This window comes from Arthrobacter sp. efr-133-R2A-120 (genome assembly GCF_030209835.1).
In the GTDB taxonomy this organism is placed as follows: domain Bacteria; phylum Actinomycetota; class Actinomycetes; order Actinomycetales; family Micrococcaceae; genus Arthrobacter.
Map to the genome: position 1 here is coordinate 43,983 of NZ_JARVRF010000001.1, position 26,602 is coordinate 70,584.

The window sequence follows — 26,602 nt, forward strand, 5'->3', positions numbered from 1 at the left end:
CTTCATGCATGAAAGATTTCATTCATTCATGTCCGTTAGAACCTCATCAGCGCTTTTCCTTCATCAGCCCCAGCGGCTAAGAATCGCCTGTTCGGTTGCCTCGCGGACCGAGATGCCTTCTTCGTCAGCTGCAGCGTAAAGCACATCCACAACGTTCTGGGCCAGCCGCGTGCTGAACGGGTATGTCACTTCCCGGCGGCTAGTCTTTGTATTGACTGCTTTCTTGGTGCTCGTCGAAGCCCTGGCCTGTTGGCGGACGGGAGCCGCCTGTTTAACAGCCTGTGTCGCGGCCGGTGGGGCCACCGGCGTTTCGACCGTCACCGGTTGGGTCTCTGGAGCCGTGGTGTCTGGCTCCGACTTAACCACCGGCGCTACCCTACTGGCGTCAGGCTCGGCAGCCTGTGCGACGACGGGTGCCAAAGTGGCGTCGGATGCCTGGGCGGGGGCCGCCGGCGAGTAGTCCACCGGATCGACCTTCTCATCGGCCGCCGGCCGGGGCCTGCGCTTGAGGACGGGCGGGCGTTCTTTCAAGTCATCGCTCACTTGACGATCTCTTTCATCAACTCGGTGTAGGCTTCCACGACGGGCAGGCCCTTTCGGTACTCGCCATACCATTCCTGTGTTACACGCATCTCCTGGACAATGGTCCGGTGTGGGACGAGTGGGGTGAGCAGCATCCCGGTTTGCCGAAGCTCATCGATGCTGGACACCGCGATGCGTGACATGACCGTAGAAGCGACGGCGCCGACGACGATGCCAGCCTCCTGCAGATTGTCCGGGGCGCCGATCCGCTTACGGGACATCCGGAACTGTTCGACGCTCTTGCGGGCGCCTGCAACACCATCCACTCCATCGACGGTGGCTCCTGCTGCGTACACAATTGTGTCGGCGGCGTTTAAGGCAGACAGCGTCAACGGGCCACCCTGGCGGTTCGGGCAATCGATGATGACGACGTCTGCGTTTATCCCGATGAGTGACGTGCGTAAGCGCAACTCCGCATGGTCAGCGCGGTCAGCCTCACGATTTGAGACGCTGCGGGCCGAGGGGACGACACGAAAGTTCGGAAACCACGAGCTCTCCACAGCGAGATCTTCAGCCCAGCCTTCCGGATCGGCGTCCCCCAGGATGGCGCCGACGTGCAGACCTTCCTCTTTGGGTTCAACGCCGATCCACTTGCTGGCCGCGGCCCGCGGGTCGAGGTCGACAAGTACAACTTTGCGCCCTGAAGCGGCGGTGACGGCCGCGAGTGATACAGCAGTCGTCGTCTTGGTGGCACCACCCGACTCGCTGTAAACCATGATTGTTTGCATGCTTGAAAGCATTCCTGACGCACGTATGCGTTACAAGCAGCCACGCCGCCTGCCCCCTACTGTGACAAAGATGTCATGCAAGCAATCTTTCCTTCCAGCATGATTTCTTTCTTTCATGCATGTTTACATTCCTCCAGAAATCCGCTGATTTTCGGTCATTTCAAGACGCAGACGACCTCGGCGCCCCCCACCCCGGTGGGGCGCGACTTCTCCCGCCGAGCATTCGAGTCATCGAGCATGCTTCATGCATGAATGACTGCAATCCTTAACACGCCCGGGTTAATTCCGCGCAGCCACCACCGGTTGGTCGCTGACCGGGAGAATTTCATGCATGCTTGCAAGAATGCATGAACGAAATCATGCATGATAGCATGACCGATTTCTTGAATGAATGCAGGAAGGAAGGACTGAATGAATGAATGAATGAATGAATGAAACAATGCATTCATTCATACATCTCGAACCTGCGACCCCTGCGATCATTCGACCAGCAAGCAAGCTTTCATGCATGCATGAATGGAAGCGTGAATGGATGCAAGTCCATTGGGTCACGGTACTTTCCTGGCTGAGCTCGACCGAGGCGGCCCTACTCGACGTTGCCGACGTTCCTGTACGGGGACCCGCGGTGGTGGAGAGGCGATGGGGAGCTCGACGGGGGTCCGCAGGATGCACAACGAGCTCTAGGTGGTCACCTCGCTTTGCAGGCGCTAGAGGAGAAATGGCCAAGGTTCGGCGCCGGGCGTGGTTCCCGGGCTTACTGCCGCCAAGGCGGACCGAGAACAGGCTCAGGCCGAAGCCGGGGTCCTGGCCGCCGCGCGGATGTCCGTGCGTCTGTGAAGGACCGGGTGCGCCGGCGCAGAGCGGTGAATACTGCCATGCTGGAACTGTACTGGGGGGATCGGGCGAACCATTCTGGACCGGCGGACCGCCCGGCCGTGGGGGAGCAAGGTATTGGATCGGCTGGCCACGCCACGGGGGAGATGTCCCCGGCAGCGGGGAGGTGTCGCTAGTGCAACGGCTACTCAGTGTGTGTCCGATTGAGGTATACCCCAAACTGACGTCAGGACAGCGATCTGGAATCATGTCAGGCTAGGGTGGTCTAAATAGTTTATTGACACTCGGTGTCGGGGGTCTTAGGGCTCAAACTGACAGTTTTGTGTCTTTTTCCCGAGTCGTCTGCACGACCACTTCACGTCCCTTTTGTGGAACCTGCACTGGGACGCTCCTGTGACCCCGGGTTGGAACCTCACGATCGGTCTAGTCAGCTGCTCCACGGTTGAGGGTATGCGGCGGGGGCCACGGTCTTGGCGCCGGCGCTGACCGAGCCCGGGTCGTCAGCCCACGCGGATGCCATTGTCAGCGAGGAACTCGCGGGAACGGCCCCATCTGGCGGTCGGTGGAGAAGGCGTACCACTGTTCGCTAAGGTTCTCGCCGTGGACGATGTCGCGGAACCGGAAGAAGGCACCTTTGCCCTCGATCGCCCGCTCCAGCCGCTCCCGGAGGGCGTCATTGTGCTGCCGCTCGGCGAAGGCCGCCATGTCCCTCCCGCCGTTCCGCGGACCGGTGCGGTGGAGTCGAAGCCAACGCTCCGGCTCCTCCTCCACGTCGATGGCGGCGTCCTCCCCGACGATCATCGGGTCAGTGGCGCCGTCGTCGTAGACTTGCCCGGTGTGTAGGTCGAGGTAGCCACCGGTCGACAGCTCGGGATCCCCTTCCAACACGGTGCTGAGCATGTCCAGGTCTACTGGCACCACTTTGCCTGTCAGCGGCTCGCGGCGCAGAGCGGCTAGAAGGTCCTCAGCCAGGATCCGGTCCCCGGCGCCGTCGCGCCACGTCAGCCGGTTGATAACCGAGAGTGCCACCGGCTCGGCTTCCTGTCGTCTTTGCTCCAGCGCCATCGAGATGCCGGCCCCCACCTGTTGCAGAGCGTCATCGATGTCGGGCCCGGTCACCGCCGCGAGGAAGCGGGCCGCATCTGGCGCCGCGATGGCTTCACGCAGCTCGGACAGGTCGAGGGGCATCTGCACTTGTGCGGGCCAGGCGTGCAGCAGCATCGGGTGCGGCCGGCTCGGTTTCCCCGGGGCCGGGCTCTCGCCGTCGTCGGCGGCCCACCGGCGCCCGTACTGGTCCGGGATGCTGCCCCAGCCCCAGTACGGCAGGGGGGCATCAGGGCGGATACCCAATACCTCAAGCGGGTCGACCTTTACCTCCCCGACCACGCATCGGTGTGTCCAGGCGTCACCGAGGTCGTACGTGAACTGAAACTCAGCCCCCGGCTCCAGCGTCCGGGTGACCTTGGCAGTAGCGATGTCGATTGGCGCCATGATCGGGCCGTGGATCGATCCGGCGATCTCGGTTCCGGTCTCTTCGTCGGTGATCATCCGGCCGTCAGCCAGAGTGAACATTGACAGGTGTGAGCGGTCCCATCGGGCGAAGGCATCGTTGATGGCGTTGGCGAGATCCATGAAGGTGTGCGAGGGGCCGACCGCGAACATGCGCCCGGGCCAGGGCCACAGCTCCTCGCCACGACCGCCGAGCAGTTCCACCGTCAGCGACAACCAAGTTCGTGCCATACCCCAAGGATGGCACGCCGCGGCGGTGCCGTAGTCGCGTGACTGCAGGGCCCGGGCGCCGGCATCCCACAAGAGGGCCCTGTTCCGCGACAAGGATGAGCGAAAACCTATGCACGGGCTTGAATGCGATGATGTGCCTGCGATCCGGCTCTATCGTGGCTCTCTGCTGTCCCGTTTTGCCAAGCGTCCCTCAGCGGGCGACCCGCGCCGCAACAAGATGCTCACTGAAGGCTGTCGAGCGGCACGGAGCGGCTCTATCATTAGCTGACGTTCATGGCGGAGACGCTGAGTATTGCGCTCAGCGCCAGCTCCGGTACAGCTTTGATTGCTTCATTGAGAATGTATTCGATTGGGACTGCACTTGGATCTTCTGAGACCGATGTCAGTTTCAACCAGACATTTGGCTCGTACCTGGCAAGACGAGAGAGCGTAAACAGCACGGCCCACCACAACAAAAATGGGTGGGCAGGTAGGTTCGAGTCGTCCAACTTCGGGTACACGGAGAGGATGCCGCGGTATTCGGTCGCGCGTCCGGCCAATGCCGCCTTCTCCGATTCCGGGGCAGATTTCGGGAAAGCGGTCGGAACGTGGAGCCAGGTCTCAGAGCCGTAGGAGCCGCGCTGGTATGGGATCCTGCCCGCTGGATCCGGAAGGCGCCATCCCGCCAGAGAAGGATAGGGCTCAAGGTGCTTCCGGAGTAGCTGGTGCTCTTCTTCGATCTCCTCCCCGGGGATCACATCGCGGCCTACGGAAGGATCCTTGACGCTCACTTGCAGGCCGACAGGCAGCGGGTAGAGGCGTCCCCTTGCGCACTCCGAACCCCGCATAATGTGCGGCGCCTCCGGCTCAAGTATGAGCCGTTGCAGGCCGGCGTCTCCGGGTAGCGCGAATCGCTCTGCATCGGGCAGTAGACCCCAGATATCGCCCAGGGGGAGTTCCTGGCTCATGGGCGAGGCCTTCAGTGCCTTGGCTACCACCGGGAACGCACCTTTGCCCCCGCCGCGGACGGGTACTTGGGCGAGACCTTGGGAGGCAGCCCCGTTGAGCTGATCGCTAATGCCGTGCCCGCTAAGTCGGTACTCACTGTTGTCGAGTTCCGTTGAGGCGGCAGCGATGGCCCGGCCAAGCTGTGACAAACCGTAAAAGAGCAATATGGGCTGGGTTGCCGTGCCGACGGTCGAACCGGCGGTGAACAGCTGTTCCGCCTGTTCCAGGGCAGCATTGAACGTATTCTGACGGTCGCCTTTCGCAGCTCGGCCTATCTTCTGAGAACGGAGCGCCCGTAGTTGCTGCCAGATCTGCTTGATCGGAACGGCCTGAAGATCCGCGTATGTCGTCATTCAGGAAGACTATGCGCCAGATGCTGCGCGCCGCGAGACTCTTCCTTGCCCGGCGGGTAATCCGTTGCCCTCGGGCGAACCGTCATCCCGAGGGGATTACTTGGCTCACGGGTCCTCCGTCAGGTTCGGGTACACCCCTGGCTGACATCAGTTGGCTACCGGTACTTGCGGCAGATTAGGTACCGGGCTCTCAGGGTCGCCAGGACGGCGTAGGAATTTGTTGTAGTACTCGGCATGAGACTTAGTCCCGACGTCAACCAGGCGCGCGAGGGTTCTGGCCTCGCGCAAGAAGCTGGCGGCATTCTTCCGCGCAGCGTCATCAGAGCGGGCATACGCGACAATCTGGGAGGACATGATCTGGACGCTGCTTAGGACTTTGACCATCTGATCCCGGATGTCTACGAAGGTTCCCGGGGGTCGCGTTTCTGGCGGATTTTCCGCGTAGCTGACGGTTAACTCGAGGTAGAACCGCGCCCTGTTTTCTAGGTCGCGGACCCAGCGCAGAAATTCCTCAATGACTGCATCATCGTCCTCATTGAGGTCAAGCCGGAGCCGTTCGAATCCGACCCGCAGGTCGGCGCACAACGTCTGGAGGGCATCACGGGTTGACTCAACGTTACTTACCACGACTCCGGAATCTGTCTTGCTCATCCGGACTCTTCCCACTGCATCCTGAATGCCCTGGAGCGTGCGCAGCACTTCGGCGGCCGCGGCATGCTCGCGGGCCCGCGCATTCTCCCGCCGCTGCGTCCGAAGCTGTTCATGGATGCTGGCATTTTGTGCCTTCACGGTGAAGTAGACGACCAAGAGGGCGACCAGCGCCCCAATGATGGCGCTTACCAGCCCGTCTAGCAAAGTGTGCATCCACGAGCTGTTTCCGGCCGCGTTCAGGGAACCGCTTATATCTCCGAACCATCGGCCCAGGACGCTGAAGGCTTGCCCCGCCCAAGATGTAGCGGCATCGGTCGAAGGCTCCGCGGGAGCGCTGGGTGAGGAGGACGGTGAAAGTAACACACTGAGGATCTTATCGGGCCCTCGTGCTGATGGTTGTTGCACGCGACATCGAACAAAACGACGACAGGTGCGGACGACTTCGAGCGCTTCCGTGTCAGGAGTCGCCTGCACCAGCCCAGTACTTCCGCAGGATCCAGTGCAGAGGACTTCTGAAACTGACAATCCGGATCCCGCGAGGGAGTGTCCCAACTATGGTGACTTGGTTCCAAGGAAGTGGAACGCCACAAGTCGACCGTGCGCCGGCCGCGTGCCCGCCGGCTCCCGAAGCGTGTCGCGTTCTGCCGGAGCGCACCGGGCATAGTCTCGCTCTACAACTCCGCCGTGAGATCTCCCGGCCATCACGGTCATTTTGTCGGCGCCCACATCTAGCATCGGTTGGGTAAGCGGAAGCAGCCCAGGAGGGGAAGGGAGACGGCAGGCGGCTGCTCTCCGGCAGGCTGCCAACCCTTTCGACACGTGGCCGCTGATGATCGTCCATCGAATGTCTAGACAGGTTTGAAGTTTAGAGTCTCCACAGCAGTACCGTCCGATGCTCGCCGCACTGCCCAGTCCAACGTTTGGGGAACCGCATGACAGAAACCGACACCCACGGCTGCACGCTCACGAGGATTCCATGGATCAAGACTTCGGCCGGGTCGATGACAGTCCGCGATGCCCTCCTGACGGCCCACGAAACGGGCGGGCTCGACGCCAGTCTCAACGGCATCCAGGCCGGCGCCCATATCCGCTATCTGACCGCGGTGGCAGCCCTGGTAATCCGGTACCAGGGCAAACCTGGCGCACATTTCCATGCCGACGCTGTTGATCAGGCACTTGCCCTGCTCGCCCCTGCCAGCAACATAGCGGACCCTGTCCGGCCGTTCCTCCAGATCCCCGCCGGCCCGGAAGCACCCAAGGCCGGCAAGGACGCCCCGGTGAAGAAACTGCTGCCGTGGATGCCGGCTGACCGGGCCGAGAACTTCTGGTCAGACAGCGCCCTGCCCGAAGCGCTCTCTCCCGCCGATGCCGTCCTGGCCCTCGTGGTGCACCACCACTACTCATTCGGCGGGAACAACAAGCTCGAGGGCCGCGCCTGCGCGAACGGATCCCCCGGCATCCGGTACCCGGGCGTTGGCTACACTGCCACCGAAGTGCTCTGGAACGGGAAAAGCCTTTTCGAAACCATCCTGCTGAACACTCCCAAGTCCTGGGCCGACGGGGCAGGACTGCCGGCGTGGGCGGATCCGGCATGCAAGGTCTCCGGCAGTGGCGCCGGCAAACCGGAACACCCGCTATGGCGGGCCACCTGGGGCTCCAACACAGCCTTGTGCCGCTGGGAAGAGACCGGCATGACCGCCGTGTCCACCGGCGGGTCACCGCACATGCCTCCGAGCATGGGCGCAGGCAAGGTGGCCGCGAAGACCTGGTGGGATACCAGGAACACGGAAGACACCTTCTATCTCTACGTGGACACCGAAAAGAAGAACGCCAAGGGCATCGTCCTGTCATCAGAACGCAAGGCCCAGCGGCTCGACTTCGGTCACAGCACCACCGACCTTGCCGTGGAGTGGAACTCCAAGAACCTCTCCTCCGCTGTCCGCAGCCGCTCCAAAGGCACGGTGATCACGGCGGAGGATGAGAACCAGATCATGTTCCTGCGGCATCTGGTCGAAGGCAGCGCCTCGTCACCCGTCGTCCGAAGGACCGAGGTGCTCGTGGCCTCGCCGAAAAAGTGGATCATCGACGAAGACCGGGCCGACGCCGTCGCCGACGCTTCACGGCTGGTCAAGGCCGCCTGCGCAGAGGTCTGCAAACCGTTCACGGAAAAAGGGCGCCTCACCGCCATCCGCGACCGCCGCACGGATGTTGAAACAGCCTTCTGGCAGAAGGTCGCCAAGCCGTTCGAGCAATTCATCATCAACGGCTCCGGTGACTTCGTCGATCCGGCCGTGTGGCCGAATGTGCGGGCAGCCGCCCTCGCGGCCTTCGACGAAGTCACGGCATCGGCCCCCGTCGCCAAGCTAGCACCGTTCATCATGACCGCTCGCAACAGGGTGGCCTGGAACATTACACAGGCTCTGGGCCTGGCCCCGCCGAAGACGAGCACCACAAGGAACGAAAGGTGAGCCGTTGAAACATCCCGCAGCCACCACCGATCAAGGAGGCACCGGCATGGCCGAAGCGCAGGATCCACTGAATGCCCTGATGGGCCAGACACTCGCCAGACGAAAGTCAGACCCCCGGTTCCGCTCCAGTGTCGCGCGCGGACTCGACCAGGCGACGGAGCACTACGCCTACCCGTGGGTGCTCGGGTTCGTCGAAGAGCCCCGCGACAAGACCGCATATCTGCGGGCTGCAGGGCTGGCGGCTGCCTACCCTGATGTCAAGCACGGGCAACGGGTGCCGCTGGGCGCCTCGCTCAAGAAGCTGAGCATCAGCCGTTCCAAGGACGCGACGCTGGACCCGGCCAAGCCGGACCTCATCGCTGCACGGCTCGCCACCTTCCACGAGCAGGACCTCGAGGCCGCGGTGTCCACGATCCGGCGCTTCCTGGATCTGGCGCGCGGCACGGAAATCGTCTTCGACTTCTACGCCATCGCCGGTCTCATCACCCGCTGGGGCAACGGATTCACCGACGCCTCACAGTCCGTACGCGCCCGAACGATCGGCGACTACTACGGCGCCTGGACCAACGACAACATCATGCCCGCGGACACCACCGACACGAACCAGGAGCTCTAACTTGAAAAACCTCACCCTGCACATCGTCAACACCATCCCGTGGAGCAACCTGAACCGTGACGACTCCGGCACCCCGAAGCGGGCCGTCATCGGCGGGGTACTCCGCGGCATGCTCTCCAGCCAGTCCATCAAGCGCGCCGCGCGCACCGACTACGAGGTCCGCTCCCTGGACCGGTCGGTCCGCTCAACCAACCTTGCCGCCCTGGTGTCGGACCGCGCCCAGGTGATCAACCCGGACCTCGATCCCAAGACCGCCCTCCGGGACGCCAAGAAGCTCGTGTCCGGCCTGGTCAAGTCCTCGGCCGCAGACGAAGGGGCAGCCGAATCCTCAGAAGCCGTGAAGGAATCCGGCATCAGCTCCTGGCTGAGCATGGAAGAGATCGAAACCGCCGCGGCCGCCGTCGCGACCGGCGCCGTGACAGTCCGGAAGGAACCGACCGCCGCGCAGAAGAAGAAGAACGAGGAAGGCGCGGAGGTTGCGATTGACTTCGTGGAGCCTGGCCTCACGGGATCCTTGTCCATCGCCGCGTTCGGCCGCATGTTCGCCTCCGCCCCGCAAGCCAGCACCGCGGCGGCCATCGCGGTCAGCCCGGCGATGTCCGTGCACAAGGTCGTCATCGAAACCGACTACTTCTCCACCGTCGATGACAGCCCGAGCGAGGCCCAGGGCAAGGGAGCTTCCTTCCTCGGCGTCGCGTCCCACACCTCCGGGGTGTTCTACCGCACCGTCACCATCGACCGCGAACAGCTCAAGACCAACTGGACCGGCCTGGACTCGTCGACAGCACGGGAGCAGCTGGAGCTCATGGTTCACGCCCTCATCTACAAGCTGCCCGCCGGCAAGAAGAACGCCACCGCACCGTACGTCGCCCCGCTGGCTGTCCTGGCCGAGGAGCAGTCCTACCGGCTCGCCTACGACTTCGAGACCCCCGTCCTGCCCGGTGACGACGGCGGCTACGCTGCCGCCGCGGTGCGGCGCCTCGCCGAAGCACGCGAGGCGGCCCTGGCCTTCGACGGCGGAAACTTCGGTTCCGCACGCGTTGCGGGCACCGTCGAAGGGCTGGAGGCCTTCAAGGCCGACAAGACGGACGTCGAGGGTCTCGTGGGCAGCATCGTGGACTGGATCCTTGAATGAGCAGCCTGTACCTGCGGTTCGCCGGTCCCTACCAGTCCTGGGCCGGCGCCCGGGCCAGCGGCAACCACGTCAACACCGCGGACATCCCGACCCGCAGCGGTATCACCGGCCTGATCGCGGCCGCGCTCGGGGCCCGGCGCGGGGAATGGCCCGGGTGGCTGGAGGAGCTCGAGATCGAGGTGCGGGTGGATAACCCGGGCCGGATCGAAAAAGACTTCCAGACCATCAATCCGCGCCCCGAAGCGCAGGTCTTCATCGAACGCATCTGGGCTGCCTCCGCGCAGAAAGGCAACGCCCCGGCGTCCTTCACCCCCGATGCGCAAAAGGGCACCTCGATCGTCCGGCGGACCTACCTGGCCGGGGCCGAGTTTATCGTCAGGGTCGGCCATCCGGAGCGGATCGGTGAACTGGCAGCCGCGTTCGCCGGGCCGGGCTTCAGCCCGTATCTGGGACGGAAGGCATTCGCCCCGGCGTTCCCGCTCCTGCTGGGAATCGGCGAGGACGGACTGCTGACGGAAGCTCCGTGCGGATCGGTCAGCCCCGGTTTGCACATTCTCGACGGCCGGGACAACAGCTACCCGGACGGCACGCCGACGGTGACGTGCGAGGCTCCCGATGTCCGTCTCGAATGGTGGTCGTCCCGGACGTCCATTCCAGCCCGCACCGCCCCGTAGAAGAACACCGTCCCCGGCCCCCGGGGGAATTCAAACGACCCCCCACCATCTCCGCACCAGACAGAGGATCGAACACCATGAGCACCTTTCTTACCATGGCCCCGCTCCACACGGTCTTCAGCGGCCGGCACGGACGCCCCGGACCGCGCGCGCTGAATGATCCACAGGAGCTCCACCGTACCGTCATGCACATGTTCGGCCACGTCGGCGGCGAGAGCCCCCGCGCCGCCGCGGGCATCATTTTCCGTGTCGAACCCGCCGCGCCGGGCTTCCCTGGAGCACTGCTGATCCGCTCCGCACAGAAACCCCTGGGGACACTTGAAGGCATGATCGTTCGTGAAGAAGGGGAAGCCCCGGCTTTAGGGACCCCGGTGGCCTTCCGGCTCGCCGTCAACGCCGTCCGCCGGCAAAAAGGCGGGGGAGTGGTGCCCGTCCCCCGCGATGACGCACCCGTGGAGGGCTACGACACGATGACCGACTGGGTCAGCGGCAAGCTCGCGGGTGTGCTTCGCGACGTTGACCTGATCAACCATGACCGGAACGTGCTCGGCGACCGCACCGGAAGGCCCGTCCAGACGGACCTCGTCGACGGGTTCGGCATCGTCGAAGACCCCGCACAACTGGCCACACTGATGGTCGGCGGCGTCGGCCGGGCCAAGAACTACGGCTGCGGACTCCTCACCGTCAAAGCCATCGGCTGACCGTGCCGCTCTGGAGCAAGCACCACGGCCTGGAAGAGCCCTACCCGCTGATCAGCCACCTGCTCGACACCGCCGCGTCGGCCACGGTCCTGTGGGACCTCTGGCTCCGGGACGGGCTCCGGGAGCTCATCGAAGACGCCCTCGGCCCTGACGCGCGGGCCTGGGTCGCCGCCGCCGCCGGGCTGCACGACCTCGGGAAAGCCAACCCAGTCTTCGCGGCCCAGCTGTTTGCCCCCGCGGAACCCTGGCACGATGCAACACGCTCGGCTCTGGAAAGAGCCGGCTATAACCTGGACGTCCCGCCGGAACGCCTCGGGCACCTGCGCCGCCACGAGAGTGTGTCGGCCATGGCGCTCTCCGGCGGGGGCATGAAGTCCGGTGATGACGTTGCCGGGAACTGGCTGGCGGCCACGGCTCTCGGCCACCACGGCAAATTCCAGGTGCCCGGTTCGTCGGCGTCGAGAGCCTTCAGGAACTCCGCCAACGGTGCCTGGGCAACGTCCCGCACCGAACTGCGCGCGGCAGTCCTGACGGCCGTCGGGCTCGACCCCGACCGGGAACCGCCCCGCGGATCCACGACGGCCGCAGTCTTGATCTCCGGGCTTGTTGTCCTGGCCGACCGCACCGCCTCCGAATGGCACGCGGTCCGGAAAGCCCAGGAGGAAATCCGTGCCGGAGTCCTCGACCCTGACGACCACGCCGGCTGGATGGAGCACCGCACCAGGTTCTTCGCCCGCCGCCTGCCCCGCACCCTCGGCGTCTACCGCGGTTTCGCCGACGCCCACACGTCCATCACCGGGGACTTCGAGCTCCGCCCGCTGCAGGAGTCAGCACTGCAGTCCGGCGACGGACTCTGGATGGCCATGGCCCCGACCGGCAACGGCAAGACCGAGGCCGCGCTGCTGCGCCATTCGCTACGCAACGAGCGGCTGATCTTCGCCCTGCCCACCCAGGCCACGACCAACGCCATGATGAAGCGGGTCCAGAAGACCTACCAAGGCACCGGCAACGTCGCCGAACTGGCCCACCGGCTCGCCAGCGTGGAGGACTTCTACGCCCTGTCCTCCGACATCAAGTCCTTGGACTGCCATGACGAGGCCGACGGTCACGGCACCGCCGACAACGGGCTCATCCCGTCGGAGTTCCTCCGCAACGGCACCGCACGTCTGCTGGCCCCCGTCTCCGTTTCCACGATTGACCAGGTCCTCGCCGGATCGCTGCGGACCAAATGGGCGCACCTTCGCCTGCTGACCATCGCCAACGCCCACATCGTCATTGACGAAGCGCACCTGATGGATCAGTACCAGTCGGCCCTCGCCGAACAGCTGATGAGCTGGTGGGGCGTCACCGGAACCCGCGTCACGATCCTCTCCGCCACGCTTCCGCGCTGGCAGCGTGACGCCTTCGCAACCGCCTACGACAAAGACTGGGGGCCATTGGAAATCACTTTCCCGTCCCAGGAGAACGTCCCCGGCGTCGCCGGAAAACTGGAGCAGGCCAGCTACGGCATCGCCATCACCAAGACGAAATCCGCCGACCCGGTCCAGGCCCATATTGACTGGGCCACCACCCTGCGGGCAACAGCACCGGACGCCCGGATCGGCATCGTCCTGAACACCGTGGGCCGTGCCCAGGAGACAGCCCGGAAGCTCGCCCTCACCGGGATCACGCCCATCGTCCTGCACTCCAGGATGACCGCAGGGCATCGCCGGGACGCCGCCGACCGGCTCCTGCAGGAGATCGGCAAGGGCGGCACCGGCACCGGCACCGTCCTCGTCGGCACCCAGGCCGTGGAAGCATCCCTGGACATCGACCTGGACGCCATGAGCACAGACCTTGCACCTTCACCCTCGCTCATCCAGCGGGCCGGCAGAGTCTGGCGCCACGAGGACCCGCGGCGGGCCTCCAGGCTGCCCGGCGTTCATGAGCTTCCACTGAACATTGTCCGCGGCGACGGAAAGCGCGGCGCGCTCCCGTACTTCGCCTCCGAGCTGGACCGCGTCTGGGTCCACCTCCAGACACGCAGCCGTCTGCTCATGCCCGAGGACAGCCAGGACTTCGTCGAAGCATCCTCACTCCGGCTCGACGAGGTGGACTGGACCGAGCAGGAAGAACTGGCAGAGTTAGCACGCCGGTACGCCAAAGCCGGCGGCATCGTCATCGACACCCTCGAGCTCACCGATCCGCACGCGGACCTGGAATCGCTGATGCGGCTCACCGGCCACGACGTCGATGAGCAGACGGCAACCCGGCTGATCGAGCCACCCAGTCTCACCGCCATGTTCATCGACCCGTCAGGAAACAACAGCGTACCGGGAGCATGGCACGGCTCCGTCTCCGACCTCGAAGCGATCGACCCCCAGGACAGAACATCGCTCCGCCATGCAATGGAAGCCACCGTGCCGCTCAACGGAAAACTCGCCAGGCAATCCCTCAAAGCCGGCAACGCATGGAACCCGTCCTCGAAGGTCCTCAAATCCATGGTCCCGATCATCCTCGGACAAGCCGGCCTCGGCTACCACCCGATCCTCGGTGTCATCGATCTGGGAGCCAACTAGTGGGATATTCAGACCGAACAGTCGCCCTCTCACGGAGTCTTCCCCGCCCACGCGGGGGTGTTTCAATTACACACGGTGGGACGGAAAGGCAAGTACTGTCTTCCCCGCCCACGCGGGGGTATTTCCATGTGGCAGTTTTCCTCCACCGCGCAGCTTGCGTCTTCCCCGCCCAGGCGGGGGTATTTCCATGAGCCGACACGGAGAACCCCGCACACCCCCGTCTTCCTCGCCCACGCGGGGGTGTTTCCTACGGGTACAAGATGGACAGCGCCGTGCATGCGGATTCCCCGCCGGGCGGGGGTGTTTCCATCTGGCTGACCCAGATGGCCGAAGAGTGCAAGTCTTCCCCGCCAGCGCGCGGGGGTGTTTCCATGTCGTAGATCGCGCCCTCAGCGTTCGTCCAGTCTTCCCCGCCCTCGCGGGGGTGTTTCCCTTTCCGACCTCGGATATGACACTCAATGGCGGTCTTCCCCGCCCACTCGGGGGTATTTCCTACATACACACGCAAAACGAGAGAATGACCCAGTCTTCCCTGCCCACGCGGGGGCATTTCCAAAATGGTGACCTTCCAGCTCATCGTCGCCCGGTCTTCCCCGCCTACGCGGGGGTATTTCCTTCTACGTCAACAACGACCAGCTCATGTACAAGTCTTCCCCGCCGGCGCGGGGGTATTTCCGTCTGCCCCATCACCCTCGTCACCCGCCAATGGTCTTCCCCGCCTACGCGGGGGTATTTCCTCCGCTTATCCCGATAAGATACGAAATCTCCCGTCTTCCCCCCCCCACGCGGGGGTGTTTCCAAGGCCAACGGCACCGCCGTGTTGGACGTGATGGCTTCCCCGCCCACGCGGGGGTGTTTCCATGCCGCTGGTGTTCGGGGTTGCAGTTGCATTGCCTTCCCCGCCCCCACGCGGGGGTATTTCCATCACTTTCGACACGGACCATGAGATGACGGTGTCTTCCCCGCCCACGCGGGGGTGTTTCCATGGCCGCCAACCAGGCATTCATGCTGCAATAGTCTTCCCTGCCCACGCGGGGGTGTTTCCTGCTCCATGTAGCCGGTGAACGGGTACCATATATCTTCCCCGCCGACGCGGGGGTGTTTCCATGGTTATGAATCAAGGTTCGTGGACTGTCTGGTCTTCCCCGCCCACGCGGGGGTGTTTTCCAAAGGGAATGACTGCGGCGGGCTGTCCCGAAGGTCTTCCCCGCCCACGCGGCGGTGTTTCCCGGTAGTCACAGTTGATGCGCTTACACAGGTCGTCTTCCCCGCCCACGCGGGGGTGTTTCCGTCTCACAGAGTCCACACCCGTGTTTTTCGGGTTTTCCCCGCCCACCCGGGGGTGTTTCCGAGGACGACTTCGTGAACAACCTCATCACCGTGGTCTTCCCCGCCCACGTGGGGATGTTTCCCACAAGGCCCGCTGCAAAACCCGCGGTGCGACGTCTTCCCCCTGTAGGAAGACTGTTTGTTTTGCGCCCGCCTGAAGTCATACCGCGAGCGGGGAGGCGACAGACGCCTCAACCGGGCCATCCATCAAGCCATCGTCGTTAGAACAGCCCACGACGAACCCACCCGCGCCTATATCGAACGACGAACCGCCGAAGGCAAAACCAAGCGTGAGATCCGTCGGTGCCTCAAGCGATACCTCTCCCGCCACCTCTACCGCTCCCTGAACGCACTCCACACCGCCGACGACACCATCCCGACCACGGCTTGAGAGATAGGGAAGATTCGCCCCCCCGGAACAGGCGGCGGGCAACTAGCCGGGCTGGTCATCACAGCCTGCATTGGGACGAATATCACTGAGTCCCAGCAGCCGGGCATCCTGATTCAGGGCTTTGCTAGCGGGGCATTATGACCGGTGCAGCGGTTGCAGCTAGGGACAGCATGCAGCCCGTGAAACCCAGGCTCATAAGCGCGATCCGCCGGGAACCCCACGGATTGCCTTTCTGACGCGGGCGGCGCGACTCATAGATGGCGATGGGGAAAGTCATCACCACGCCAATCAACATGAGCAGTAGAACCAGTTGCGGGGGAAGCATCTTGAGGACTCGTTCCGGCTGACCCAGTCCGTAACCCTTGAAATAGGATCAATATCGACTCTATGGTCGCTCCTGGCGCATGTCTACGCGTCTCGTCGTCTACTTTCCTCAGATGCGCGGAGGTTTCAGGCGTACTTCGGTCCCACCCGCTGAACGCACCCCACACCGCCGACGACACCATCCCGACCACGGCTTGACAGATATAGAAGATTCGCCCCTGAAAGACCGCCCGCGGTCCTTAGACCGCTGGACGAGCGACCGGATCCGGTGGATGTCAGGGCCTTGCACCGCTCCGCGGGAGTGGAATCCCCGCCGGGTTAGGGTGTCATTGCCCGAGGTTGTGGAGGGACGGGAATCTCCTCTGCCTTAGCGCGTGGACCTTCCCGTTTGTGAGACGCCGACTGTTGTGACCTTCGAATACCGCACGGACCTCGCCGTAGGCGCTGCTGGTGTCTCCTCGCGATGTCGATCCACAAGTCATACGGCCAGTCACGGGCAGGGGCGCCCATAGGCAACTCCCAAGGGTCCGGTTCTCCGATAGGGCAGGAGCCCCAGGTGAATCTCACCCAGTATGCCGACCAGGGAATACCTGACTCGGTCTGGCTGAAACGGCGGGTGGCGTGATTGAAGGGAACCGTGTGAATGATCCAGGCGAGCCATCCAAGCCACCGCGTCCTCGCGATCCATTGGGTCACTTTGGATCGCAGAGTGACTGGTCGTGGCCTCGCCCGCCAGAGCTGCCCGTCGAAGGTGGTTTTGACCCACGTCACTCCTGCCCCATCCGTAAAACTCAGGACGAGATCGGACGAGGGCAGGTATTTGTCGTCGTAGACCAAGGCCTCCCCGGGAAGGACGCTCAACCCGAACGGCTGTGAGGCTAACTGAGGAAACTGGACTCTCTCGGTCAGGTACCGACTGCGACGCGCAAAGGGATCGGAGTGTTGTCGCCACTGCGAGCGTTGAAATGTGTAAACGTCCACCTGGGTGACGGGAAGATCGGAGTCATTGCGAACGGTGACGTTCGTTCCGCGGATGGACCAGGATTCTGCGAATCCTCCGCCTTCGCTACGAGTCCGCTCGGACACTTCGTGACGGAGCAGGCTAATTTTGGAGGCTTGTTCTTTGCTCCGGTTCTCATCCACCCGACTGCGGTCCCGTTGACCCTGAATGAACAACGCTACGGTCACGGTGCCAAGGACAATGTTCACCATCAGCTGCGTGAACGATATCCAGCTGGTCTCGGTCACCGACGCCCCCCTGTGCAGAACCAAGCAATCGCCTTCATGGCGCCACCCCATTCTAAAGTCGCCTTTGCCACGGTCGGTGGTATGTCCCGCTCAGGGCATCGTTGGTAAAGGGAAAAATCTGGATTCATTGTCCGCGTGACCGAACCGCTGACGCAGAACTGCCCTGGGCGCGAAGTCCCGCAATAGAGTTTGGATATCGCAAGGTATCGCATCATTGGGTATCGCATCGAGGTATTAGGTAATGGCTTCACATAGACAAGCACGAAACCGAAACTCAGAGGCGGTGTTGGCCTGAACACAGGCTGGATGGAGCGCGTATTCTGATCACATGGATTCGACAACAGCAGCAGCTCCCGATGAGACGGTCACTCCTGCGGAGACGCGCGAGCATGTACTGAAGATCTCAGGGCGCGGCTACACCGTGGTCCGACACATTCTCGCAGAGCTTCCGGCCGACGCCGAGGGCCGGCCCAGCGTGCTCGGGCCGATGGTGACTGACCGCAAGCGGCGTTCATTGCAGCTTTACCTGCTGCTGCTGACTGTCTGGCCGTGGCTTGAGACTCAGGACAACCCCTTCCTGCCTGCGGAGACCTGGGCGAGAGCGCTACGCACGGACCGGGGCCGCCAATGGACCCCGACGAACGTCTCGAGCGCATGGTCCGACCTTGAGCGGAGAGGGCTCATCGAACGACACCGGCACCCGCGCGCCGTCGCCGTTGTTCCACGTCGTGAAGATGGCAAGGCCAAATACACCAAACCAGGCCGGATCAAAAACGACCGCCGAGAGACCTATTTCGTCCTGCCCCGTGAGTTTTGGACCGAGGAATGGTTCGAACAGCTCACCATGCCAGGCCTGGCCATGCTCTTGATCATCGCAGCTGAGACAAGCAACAAGACCGAGGTCTGGCTGACCAATGAACACGCCGCAAAGTGGTACGGTCTTTCGTCACGGTCCGTAGAGGCCGGGATAGCGGACCTGAACAAACACGGACTGCTCAAGGACCGCGAAGAATGGGTCAAGGCCCCCCTCTCGGCGATCGGCACCACCAAACGACACTGGTACAGCCTCACAGCCCCCTTCAGCTACACGGCCCGAACGGCAATCCAACAGGCGGCGCAGTCCGAATTCAAGGCCCGAACCGGCGCGAAGCCCCGCAAAGAATCCGCTGCGCCAACGAAGATGAAGGCGAAGAAGAAGCCAGCCGAGGACACCCCGTGAACAGCTCCCACATCTACGTCGACGAGACCAAAGCCAAAGGCTACCTCGTCGCGGCCGCGACCGGCATCCCATCCCAGCTCGCCGTCTCACGCAAGGAGATAGGTGCACTCATCCTTCCAGGACAGCGAAGCCTCCACATGAAGGCAGAAAGCGATGCCCGCAAACGTAAAATCGCCAACACGATCGTCACAATGGGCGAGACACTCGGGATCAAAGCGGTGATCTACGACGCCGGCCGGGACGGCACCGAAAAAGAGCGCCGCTCCCGATGCCTGAAAGCCCTCGTGAACGATGCCGCGAAGTACGAGCGGGCCAAGATTGTATTCGACCTCGACGAGACACTACGCAGCTGGGACCGGCAGCAGATGATAGAACTGACGCGTGCCGCAGGAGCGGGTGAAAGGATCAGCTACGAACACTACGTCCGCAACAGCGAACCGCTCCTAGCAATTCCCGACACGATCGCTTGGTGCTGGGCCCGCGGAGGCGAATGGCGGGCGCGCATACGCCCCGTCGTCCAGGACGTCATCGACGTTTAGGGGCCCCAAATACGCGAAGCCCGAGCGCCACGGTCGTCCGGCCGGGTCTCGGGCTCACTTTCTGGAGCTCAACGTTCCAGACGCCATAAGTATGCACAACTTTGCGCACGCATATCAACCCCAGCGCTAAGCCAGAGAAGCTGGGAAGATCATCTTCAACCCCACGGACACCGGGAATACCATGAGGGAAGGCGCACATACTGGCCCACCGTCGGGACGTACATCATGCCACGCAACAACATCCGGGACAGCAGCAACAGCAACGGTAGCCCCGCTGCAATCGCGCTTCGCCCCGGCCACCGGATCAGGGAAATCCGCCAACAACTACACCATCGGCACCACGCACTGCCCCGATACCAAGTCACCGACGCTCACGCTGCCCCGCGTTCGCCTTTCGTGAAGGCGCAGTTGATGTCTGTGACCTCCGATCTCTACCAGGCGCGCCTCTACAGCAGGTCCCGCAGTCACAGCGCCAGGGAACGGCTCTCCGCAGTCCGCGAGGCCATCGCCACCTCTCCCTACACGTGGGAAGAGCTGACCGAGGACGGCGTCCGGGATTGGGTGGAACCCTCGGTCATGGATGATGTACTCCTGGCTTCCGCACTGGAGTCCTTGGGAGACCTGACCATCGATGAACGCCCCTATCTGGGGAAGTTCACCGTGGAGAGGATCTACGAGATACTCACGAACGCCGAAGCGGCATACTGGCGCCGGATCTACTCCGGCCCCGGAGTCAGGACCAACCCTGGCCGGTAGAGGGTTCAGTCGAGGTGTTTGCGGATGACGATACGCCGGTACCCTTCCGGGACGAGTTTCGTTGCCTTGGCCAAGGCGTCTTCGTAGGTGGCGCCGGGCGCGCTGACATGGCTCTGCTCGCCCTCCGGGCTTTCGATTGTTAGTTCAACTTCCACGCCTACAAGTTTGCCTGACGGGCGGTCAGATGTTCTCACGGCGGCGAGCCGGCGCGTAGCTGGCTATCAGGGGAAGGCCTCTCTTGCAGTGCCATCTGAGACGCCTCAACCCGGAGCGGCAGAGTGAGAGTGCTGCCCTGTGACCGACGGGCAGATACTGGAACTGAGGCGCCAGTCCGAGGATTCGCGGGCTCGCCTCAAACTGTCGGTGGCGACACGTAGTGTCGAACGCATATTCTATTAACAGTTTTTCTATTAGAAGGTGTGTTCTAGTGCTGGATGTTGATGAGCGTGTGGTAGTGCGGACAACTCCGGACGGATCCCCCTTGGGTTTTGAGTGGCGCGACCGGCAGTACAGGACCACCGAGGCGCCGTTGAGGTTCTACACGCGGCGCCCGTGGTGGGTTGAACAGGACCGTATTCAGAAAGGTGTTGGCCCGCAGGTCCTGGAGACGGAGACCTGGCGGATTACAGCGGCAGGGCGAGGGCGCTCGACCGAGCGCGTGTTTGAGCTGGTCCGTGACAATGCTGATTGGGTGTTGGCCCGGATCCTCGGCTAGAAGTCTTGATGTTTATTCACTTGCATGTTGGGTCTGCGTTTTCCGCCCATTACGGGGTGGACTGGCCGGACACCCTGGCGGCCGCGGCGAAGGCCGGGGGAGCGGACGCCCTTGCCGTGACTGACCGTGACGGGCTCTATGGGATCCCCAAGCACATCGGTGCGTGCGTTGCGGCAGGGATCGATCCGATCCTCGGGGTCGAGCTCGCCGTCCTGGACGACACCGGGACCGTGGGTGGCCGGGTTGTTGTCCTTGCGCACGGGCACAATCAGGGCGCCGGCTACGCGGCGCTTTGCCGGCTGGTGTCCGCCGCCCATGCCCGCAAAACCGTGGCGGTGACCAGGGCGGAGATCGCGGCGCGCCTTCTCACCGAGACCGGACCCGTGGGGACCGTCCTGCTTGGGCCGCTGTCCGACGTCGGGCTCAAGGTCGGGACCCGTGGTGACGGCATGGTTCTGATGGAACAGTGGCTGGCGGTCCTGCCCAGGGAAGCACTGAGGGTTGAGGTCGTCTCGCATCTCTCCGCGCCCGGACTGCCGTTCAGCCACACCCACGCGACCAGGATGCTTCGTCTGGCTGGTCGAGCCAAGGTGAAGGCGGTGCTGAGCAACGCGGTCCGTTACGTTCTCCCGGACGGGGCGATCACCGCGGACATCCTTGATGCCGTCAGGGCGTTGCGCCGTCTGGACGAGACGGGGGTCCAACCGACGGCCCAGGCCTGGCTCAAACCCGGATCGATGATGCAGGCCCTCGCTGCGGAGATAGCCGCCGTCGGTCAGGCTGGTGCCGGCGCAGCGAAGGCCCTGCTGTCCAATACTGAGGAGCTGGCGGACCGGTGCCGGATCGACCCGGTCAGAGATGCCGGTTGGGGTGTGCCGGTCATGCCCGAAGCCTCCATCATCGGCATCACGGGTGACCCGCTCACCGTGCTGTGGGAACGGGCCTGTGCCGGCGTGAACACCCTCTACACAGGCGCTGGCACTGCTGCTTTGGAGGTGGTGTAGTCGCGGCTGCGGTTGGAGATGGACACTATCGCCGATCTGGGGTTCGCGTCGTACTTCCTGACCGTGGCCGAGGTCGCCCGGCTCATCCGGGACATGGGCATCCGTTCCGCGGCCCGTGGATCCGGGGCCGGCTCCCTGGTCAACTACGCGCTCGGCATTTCGTTCGTGGATCCGATCCGCCATGACCTGCTCTTCGAACGGTTCCTGAGCACCGAGCGCCGGACCCTGCCCGACGTCGACATCGACGTCGAATCCGCCCGGCGCCACGACATCTACCACGAGATCTTCCGGCGCTTCGGCCCGGAACGGGTCACGCTGATGTCCATGCAGTCCGGATACCGTGCCCGCGGCGCTGCCCGGGACGCCGGCATGGTCCTTGGCATAGACCCGGACGATATTGACGGGATCGCGAAGAACCTCTGGCGCTTCTCTGCCTCCCATTTCCGCGAGGCCATGGCTGAGAAGCCCGAGCTGCGGGACCTGGCGGAACGGGTCGAGGGGAGCCGGCAGCTGGATCTGCTGGTGGACATCACCGAGCGCCTGGACCGTCTGCCTCGGCATATCTCCATGCACCCTTGCGGGGTGATCCTTTCCGACACCTCGCTCCTGGACCGCACGCCAGTGCAGTCGTCCGGGATGGGCCTGCCTATGTCCCAGTACGACAAGCACGACATGGACCCGATGGGCATGATCAAACTCGACGTCCTCGGTGTGAGGATGCAGTCGGCCATGGCCTACGCCGTCGCCGAGATCAGGCGCACCACCGGGGAGACCGTCGACCTGGAAGCGGTGCCCTTGGATGATGAGCCGACCTTCGAACTGATCCGCTCCACCTACACGCTCGGGTGTTTCCAGATCGAATCCCCGGGCCAGCGCGAACTCGTCGGCAAACTCCAGCCGGCCGTGTTCGATGACCTGATCACCGACATCAGCCTCTTCCGCCCCGGCCCGATGCAGGCCGAGATGGTCAAACCCTTCCTGAACCGGCGAGGAGGCTGGGAACCCGTCGAGCAGCTGCACCCGGACCTGGAACCGTTCCTGCGGAACACGTACGGGATCGTGGTTTTCCACGAGCAGCTCATGCGGATCATCGATACCTTCACGGGCTGCGGGCTCGCCTACGCCGACGTGCTGCGGCGCTTCCTCAGCGACGAGGACCGCCTTCCCGGGGTTGAGAAGTTCTTCCTCGAGAAGGCCGCCGAACGTGGCTACGCCCCGGAGGTGATCGGGAAGGTCTGGGGTGTCGTCAAAGGTTTCGGGTCCTTTGGTTTCTGCCGCGCCCACGGGGCAGCGTTCGCCAAGCCCACGTTCCAGTCGGCCTGGCTGAAAACCCACTATCCGGTCCAGTTCATGGCCGGGCTTTGGACCCACGATCCCGGCATGTACCCCAAGCGCCTGCTCGTCGCCGAGGCCCGGCGCCTCGGCATCCCCATCCTGCCCCTGGACGTCAACCGGTCCACCGACGAATACGTGACCGAACAGACCCAGGACGGGCGGCTGGGGATCCGCATGTCCCTGGCGGACGTGAAAGGCATCCAGGCCAGGGAAATCCACCGGATCCTGACCGAGCGGCCCTTCGATTCGATGGCGGACCTGAAGGAACGGGCACGGCTGCGCGCCTCCACCGTCCAGAGTCTCGCCCTCGTCGGTGCCCTGGACACCCTCTACACCGGGCAGAGCAAACGGACACGCCCGGCGATCGCCGCCCGGAACCAGGCCACCCGCAGCGCGAAACGGCTGCAGGTCATTCCCGGACAGCTCGCGCTCCCGCTCCCGGCCATCGACGCCCCCACGATCCCGGACGGCCTGCCCGAGCTGACGGAGCTGGAGATCACCAGGGAAGAGCTGGACATCCTGGCCCTGGACGTCAGCCACCACCTCATCGACTCCTACCAGCCAGCCCTTGACCGGCTCGGCGTCACCAAAGCCAAAGACCTCCTGAACCTGCACAACAACTCCAAGGTCCTTGTAGCGGGGATCCGCGTTGCCACCCAGACCCCGCCCATGCGCGGCGGCAAACGCGTTGTCTTCATCAGCATCGACGACGGCACCGGCTGCGTCGACGCCACCTTCTTCAGCGACGCCCAGGAAAAAGTCGATCCGCCCATCCTGTTCTCCACGAACCTGCTGCTCATCGAAGGGACCACTCGGCGGACCGGGCCGCGGGGCATGTCCCTCCAGGCCAGCAACGCCTGGGACCTCGCCGCCGTCGCCCTGCTTCTGGGGTTCGCCACCGTTCCCAGGCGCCGCCAACAGTGCTGAGGGCCGGTCTGTGGATAGACCTGTGGATTATTAAGGGCTCTGCCCTTGAATTTGGCCGGATTGGCGCGCGCAGGCCCTAGGGCTGCCGCTGTCGACCGTTGAGCGGTTGCTGTCTACCGATATTTGCCCGAAGTTCCCAGTACACTGGTCTCAGGGCTTCGGCCCCACACCTTACTTAAAGGGAAGAACCCGGCGGGAACCGGGTTCTTCTGCAAGTTTGGTGTCCTTTTGGTGCAAACAAAAGGGGCCTGTCCTTGTGTAGTGACTACACGAACTACAGTAACGCCTTCTTACTCTTTTTTCATAACCTAGGTTAGGAAAAAAGAGTAGTTTGCACCTCCGTTCCAAGTGAAGGAGGACTCAAGATGGCTGAGCAAAAGCACAACCAAACCTTGGGTATCTTGAGCTGCGTCATTGGGTTAGGGCGATTTATCGTCGTACTCATCGACGTGCTCAACGATTCGCACTAAGGCAGTTGACAAACGGCTGTGAACCTTAGGTTCACAGCCGTTTGGCGCTTCCTAAGGCAATCGGCACTTAGCGGAGGGTCAATAAGCGAGGATCGGACCTCAGACTATGGGGTTGGCCACTGTTTCCAGGCGCTGCCGCCCGTCCTCGTCCTTGACGAGTTCGACGGGCCGGATGGCCCAGTCTGCGGCGACGTCGTACGCCTCGCCGCGCACGAGATCCAGCAGGCCGAGGCCGTCCTTGTCCCGCGGGTCCAGCCAAGCGTCGATCGTGCCGGCTGCCAGAGGGATCGGCATCCGGTCATGCAGCGCACTCAGCTGCGCCAGGGAGGCCGGCCCGGAGTCCAGCGGGGGAGCGGGCATGGTCAGGATCGTGCAAGACAGCAGCCTTATGTCGTAACCGAGATGTGTTGCATCCTTTGGATAGTGTTGCGGCGTGACCTCTGAATCAGCCCCGGTGGTTAGAAATCTGGCGAGGGTGTTGGTGGTGCGCTTGAGCACCCTGAATGGCATCGTGGAGCGGCCTTCGTGGTTGGAGCGGGTGCTGGAAGGTTCACCGGGTTTGAGGTCGCGGGTTGAGCCGTTGTATGTGCCGGTGACGGCGGACGGGGAGGTGCACCCCGTGGTTGTTGAATGGGCGCGTGGCCATCATTCGGCAAACACTGCGGCGAGTTACGCGTCCGACGTTGCGTTGTTTTTCCGGTGGCTAGGACCGGGCCGTGACTGGCTGACTGCGGACCGCGGCGATCTGAACGCTTTTATGGAGCGGCGCCGTTTCGGTGATGATCCGAGTGGCGGAAACTTTGGTTCCGCCGCCTCGGGAGTTTCTCCCTCGACTCTGAATCGGAATCTGGTGTCAATCCGGGCACTCTTCGATGTTGCCGTTGGAATGGGATTTATTTCTGGCAACCCGGTCCCGTCGGGTCGGCTCAACGCGACGTCCGGACGGTTGTGCTCTGATGCGAATTGGTTGACCCGACGAGCTTATGAGCGTTGGCGTTCCGAGGGCTTGCTCGGGATGGGGGCGGCCCGTGCCGAAACATTGGCCATGCGTGATAGGAACGCGGCATTCGCAGATTTGCTGTATCACACCGGCATGCGTCGGACCGAGGGCGCAGGACTGCTGACGTTCGAGGTTCCCAACAGCGAGTTCAGTTCGAGGCTCGTTCGGGGCAGGGTCCCGGCAGGGCTGTCGAAAGGCCGTCCGCAGCGCGGACGGGTGATGTATCTGGACCGTCCGACCCGGGAATCGATCGAGGCGTATGTGACCGGCGCGCGTGAAGTGGAGGTCCGGTTCGGGCAGGCATCGGGTCTGTACGAATCCGACAAGGCGGGGCTGATCGTGAAGGGCATGTCGCGGGCCGGTGGCGTCCCGGACAAGGTGCTTATCGAATCGGCAGGCTTGAACGGCTGGGTGCGCTTGGATTCCCTGACCATGGCCCAACGACGGCACCTGTATGCGCTCGATGCCGACGGCCAGCGCCGTCCATTGGTCACCTGGTTGGCGCATGGTGGTGCTCCGCTTGCTGCCGCCAGCTGGAACCAGGTGTTCAAGGACGCATCCGCCCGGACGGTCGGATTCAGGCCGGCCTCCGGATTAGTGCCTGCGGCTTTGGATGACACATCGATTCAGGTGCACCCGCACATGCTTCGCCACTCTTTCGCTCTCTATGTGTTCGCGTTGGCAGCCCAAATTGAGATGCATCGGCGCGGAACGATGACGCCAGGAGCTTTCGACTCAATGGTCCGGCAACAGAACATCTGGCTGCGCGTTCAGAATCTACTGGGGCACCGCAGCATGGAAACAACCCGGAGCTTTTATCTGGCCCCAGTGTTGGCGTTGGAGTGGGACTGGTTCCTGCGTGCCGCGTCAGATGCGCCGTTGGCGTTGGATGACACCTTGTCCGAAGTTGCTGAAATGGATGATCGGGTGGTGGACGCATGAGGTGCGAAGTGGTTGGTGAAGTGCTTCGAGTGACACCGCCGAACGGGCCGCCATTCAATTTGGACTTCGGGAAGGTGGAGACGGGCGCTTCCTTTCGTGGGGCACTCTTATCGCGAACGGCGGAGTTAGTCGGTCCTTCAGGTTCCTGGGGATCGGAGGAAACGGTCAGGTTCGCCCTGACTGCACTGCGGTCATTCTTCCGCGGCCTGGATGTGAAAGCGTCCGGCGACCTCACGGGACTGATTTATCGCAAGAGGCTGCTATCTTGGTCGCCAAGCGTTCGACGGAAACGGCATATGGCCCTGCGGGCAATCCTCGCGAATGTTGCCGGAGTGAGTCCTGACACGATCAGGGCGATCGAAAGTCTGTCCACCAG

The 26,602-nt window shown here is 63.4% G+C and carries 18 protein-coding genes and 3 pseudogenes; 14 read left to right on the plus strand and 7 right to left on the minus strand.

Annotation, left to right across the window (positions count from 1 at the left end; all coding sequences use genetic code 11):
- Positions 1-63: 63 nt before the first annotated feature.
- The 5 genes from QRN52_RS00200 to QRN52_RS00220 all read right to left on the minus strand — a co-directional run bounded on the left by QRN52_RS00200 (position 64) and on the right by QRN52_RS00220 (position 6,088).
- A complete protein-coding gene (locus tag QRN52_RS00200) occupies positions 64-543 on the minus strand; it encodes a hypothetical protein (RefSeq protein WP_284750798.1) in 480 nt (159 codons plus the stop codon).
- Positions 540-1,310, minus strand: a complete 771-nt coding sequence (locus QRN52_RS00205; protein ID WP_284750799.1) for a ParA family protein — start codon at positions 1,308-1,310, stop codon at positions 540-542. Before QRN52_RS00205 ends, QRN52_RS00200 begins: the two co-directional genes overlap by 4 nt.
- Before the next feature lie 1,356 nt (positions 1,311-2,666).
- Positions 2,667-3,884, minus strand: coding sequence for an IS1096 element passenger TnpR family protein (locus tag QRN52_RS00210; protein ID WP_284750800.1), 1,218 nt, complete (start codon positions 3,882-3,884; stop codon positions 2,667-2,669).
- 260 nt (positions 3,885-4,144) lie between these two features.
- Positions 4,145-5,224: a YaaC family protein gene (locus tag QRN52_RS00215; protein WP_284750801.1), complete on the minus strand. Its 1,080-nt coding sequence runs from the start codon at positions 5,222-5,224 to the stop codon at positions 4,145-4,147.
- 147 nt (positions 5,225-5,371) lie between these two features.
- Positions 5,372-6,088, minus strand: coding sequence for a hypothetical protein (locus QRN52_RS00220; RefSeq protein ID WP_284750802.1), 717 nt, complete (start codon positions 6,086-6,088; stop codon positions 5,372-5,374).
- 719 nt (positions 6,089-6,807) lie between these two features.
- Between QRN52_RS00220 and QRN52_RS00225 the strand changes: the two genes are divergently transcribed.
- From QRN52_RS00225 to QRN52_RS00270, 10 genes and pseudogenes are all read left to right on the plus strand, one after another.
- Entirely contained in the window at positions 6,808-8,343 is a 1,536-nt protein-coding gene (locus tag QRN52_RS00225; RefSeq protein ID WP_284750803.1) for a type I-E CRISPR-associated protein Cse1/CasA, read from the plus strand.
- Positions 8,344-8,347: 4 nt separating this feature from the next.
- Positions 8,348-8,959, plus strand: a complete 612-nt coding sequence (gene casB, locus QRN52_RS00230) for a type I-E CRISPR-associated protein Cse2/CasB (RefSeq protein ID WP_284750804.1) — start codon at positions 8,348-8,350, stop codon at positions 8,957-8,959.
- Between the two features lies 1 nt (position 8,960).
- Complete coding sequence (gene cas7e / locus QRN52_RS00235) at positions 8,961-10,094, plus strand: type I-E CRISPR-associated protein Cas7/Cse4/CasC (RefSeq protein WP_284750805.1); 1,134 nt, start codon at positions 8,961-8,963, stop codon at positions 10,092-10,094.
- Positions 10,091-10,768, plus strand: coding sequence for a type I-E CRISPR-associated protein Cas5/CasD (gene cas5e / locus QRN52_RS00240; protein ID WP_284750806.1), 678 nt, complete (start codon positions 10,091-10,093; stop codon positions 10,766-10,768). The genes cas7e and cas5e overlap by 4 nt, the downstream gene beginning before the upstream one ends.
- A gap of 77 nt (positions 10,769-10,845) precedes the next feature.
- On the plus strand, positions 10,846-11,469 hold the full coding sequence (locus QRN52_RS00245; RefSeq protein WP_284750807.1) for a type I-E CRISPR-associated protein Cas6/Cse3/CasE: 624 nt from the start codon (positions 10,846-10,848) through the stop codon (positions 11,467-11,469).
- Between the two features lie 2 nt (positions 11,470-11,471).
- A complete protein-coding gene (gene cas3, locus QRN52_RS00250; RefSeq protein WP_284750808.1) occupies positions 11,472-14,027 on the plus strand; it encodes a CRISPR-associated helicase Cas3' in 2,556 nt (851 codons plus the stop codon).
- 1,501 nt (positions 14,028-15,528) lie between these two features.
- Positions 15,529-15,747, plus strand: a pseudogene (locus QRN52_RS00255) (IS110 family transposase); the annotation flags it as partial.
- Between the two features lie 1,900 nt (positions 15,748-17,647).
- On the plus strand, positions 17,648-18,538 hold the full coding sequence (locus QRN52_RS00260) for a hypothetical protein (RefSeq protein WP_284750809.1): 891 nt from the start codon (positions 17,648-17,650) through the stop codon (positions 18,536-18,538).
- Positions 18,535-19,077 (plus strand): hypothetical protein, encoded by a 543-nt coding sequence (locus tag QRN52_RS00265; RefSeq protein WP_284750810.1) that lies wholly within the window; start codon positions 18,535-18,537, stop codon positions 19,075-19,077. The genes QRN52_RS00260 and QRN52_RS00265 overlap by 4 nt, the downstream gene beginning before the upstream one ends.
- A gap of 225 nt (positions 19,078-19,302) precedes the next feature.
- On the plus strand, positions 19,303-19,833 hold the full coding sequence (locus tag QRN52_RS00270) for a hypothetical protein (RefSeq protein WP_284750811.1): 531 nt from the start codon (positions 19,303-19,305) through the stop codon (positions 19,831-19,833).
- Between the two features lie 5 nt (positions 19,834-19,838).
- On the opposite strand, the gene QRN52_RS00275 is transcribed toward QRN52_RS00270, so the two are convergent.
- Complete coding sequence (locus QRN52_RS00275) at positions 19,839-19,988, minus strand: hypothetical protein (RefSeq protein WP_284750812.1); 150 nt, start codon at positions 19,986-19,988, stop codon at positions 19,839-19,841.
- A 272-nt stretch (positions 19,989-20,260) separates the two neighbouring features.
- Between QRN52_RS00275 and QRN52_RS00280 the strand changes: the two genes are divergently transcribed.
- The gene (locus tag QRN52_RS00280; protein WP_284750813.1) at positions 20,261-20,548 is read left to right on the plus strand and encodes a DUF6504 family protein; all 288 of its coding nucleotides are present in this window, start codon (positions 20,261-20,263) and stop codon (positions 20,546-20,548) included.
- A 5-nt stretch (positions 20,549-20,553) separates the two neighbouring features.
- A pseudogene (locus tag QRN52_RS00285) lies at positions 20,554-23,757 on the plus strand (DNA polymerase III subunit alpha); the annotation flags it as partial.
- A 626-nt stretch (positions 23,758-24,383) separates the two neighbouring features.
- Here QRN52_RS00285 and QRN52_RS00290 read toward each other — a convergent pair.
- Positions 24,384-24,794, minus strand: coding sequence for an SOS response-associated peptidase family protein (locus tag QRN52_RS00290; protein WP_284750814.1), 411 nt, complete (start codon positions 24,792-24,794; stop codon positions 24,384-24,386).
- 109 nt (positions 24,795-24,903) lie between these two features.
- Here QRN52_RS00290 and QRN52_RS23880 point away from each other — a divergent pair.
- Positions 24,904-25,155: pseudogene (locus tag QRN52_RS23880) on the plus strand (site-specific integrase); the annotation flags it as partial.
- Between the two features lie 174 nt (positions 25,156-25,329).
- Positions 25,330-26,226: a site-specific integrase gene (locus QRN52_RS00295; RefSeq protein WP_284750815.1), complete on the plus strand. Its 897-nt coding sequence runs from the start codon at positions 25,330-25,332 to the stop codon at positions 26,224-26,226.
- The last annotated feature ends 376 nt before the right edge of the window (positions 26,227-26,602 follow it).

Excerpts from the sequence above, each read along its gene's own strand:
- QRN52_RS00205 (WP_284750799.1), bottom strand. The coding sequence starts at position 1,310 with ATGCAAACAATCATGGTTTACAGCGAGTCGGGTGGTGCCACCAAGACG.
- QRN52_RS00210 (WP_284750800.1), bottom strand. The coding sequence starts at position 3,884 with ATGGCACGAACTTGGTTGTCGCTGACGGTGGAACTGCTCGGCGGTCGT.
- QRN52_RS00215 (WP_284750801.1), bottom strand. The coding sequence starts at position 5,224 with ATGACGACATACGCGGATCTTCAGGCCGTTCCGATCAAGCAGATCTGG.
- QRN52_RS00220 (WP_284750802.1), bottom strand. The coding sequence starts at position 6,088 with ATGCACACTTTGCTAGACGGGCTGGTAAGCGCCATCATTGGGGCGCTG.
- QRN52_RS00225 (WP_284750803.1), top strand. The coding sequence starts at position 6,808 with ATGACAGAAACCGACACCCACGGCTGCACGCTCACGAGGATTCCATGG.
- cas5e (WP_284750806.1), top strand. The coding sequence starts at position 10,091 with ATGAGCAGCCTGTACCTGCGGTTCGCCGGTCCCTACCAGTCCTGGGCC.
- QRN52_RS00245 (WP_284750807.1), top strand. The coding sequence starts at position 10,846 with ATGAGCACCTTTCTTACCATGGCCCCGCTCCACACGGTCTTCAGCGGC.
- QRN52_RS00260 (WP_284750809.1), top strand. The coding sequence starts at position 17,648 with ATGGATTCGACAACAGCAGCAGCTCCCGATGAGACGGTCACTCCTGCG.
- QRN52_RS00270 (WP_284750811.1), top strand. The coding sequence starts at position 19,303 with ATGCCACGCAACAACATCCGGGACAGCAGCAACAGCAACGGTAGCCCC.
- QRN52_RS00290 (WP_284750814.1), bottom strand. The coding sequence starts at position 24,794 with ATGCCATTCAGGGTGCTCAAGCGCACCACCAACACCCTCGCCAGATTT.
- QRN52_RS00295 (WP_284750815.1), top strand. The coding sequence starts at position 25,330 with ATGCGTGATAGGAACGCGGCATTCGCAGATTTGCTGTATCACACCGGC.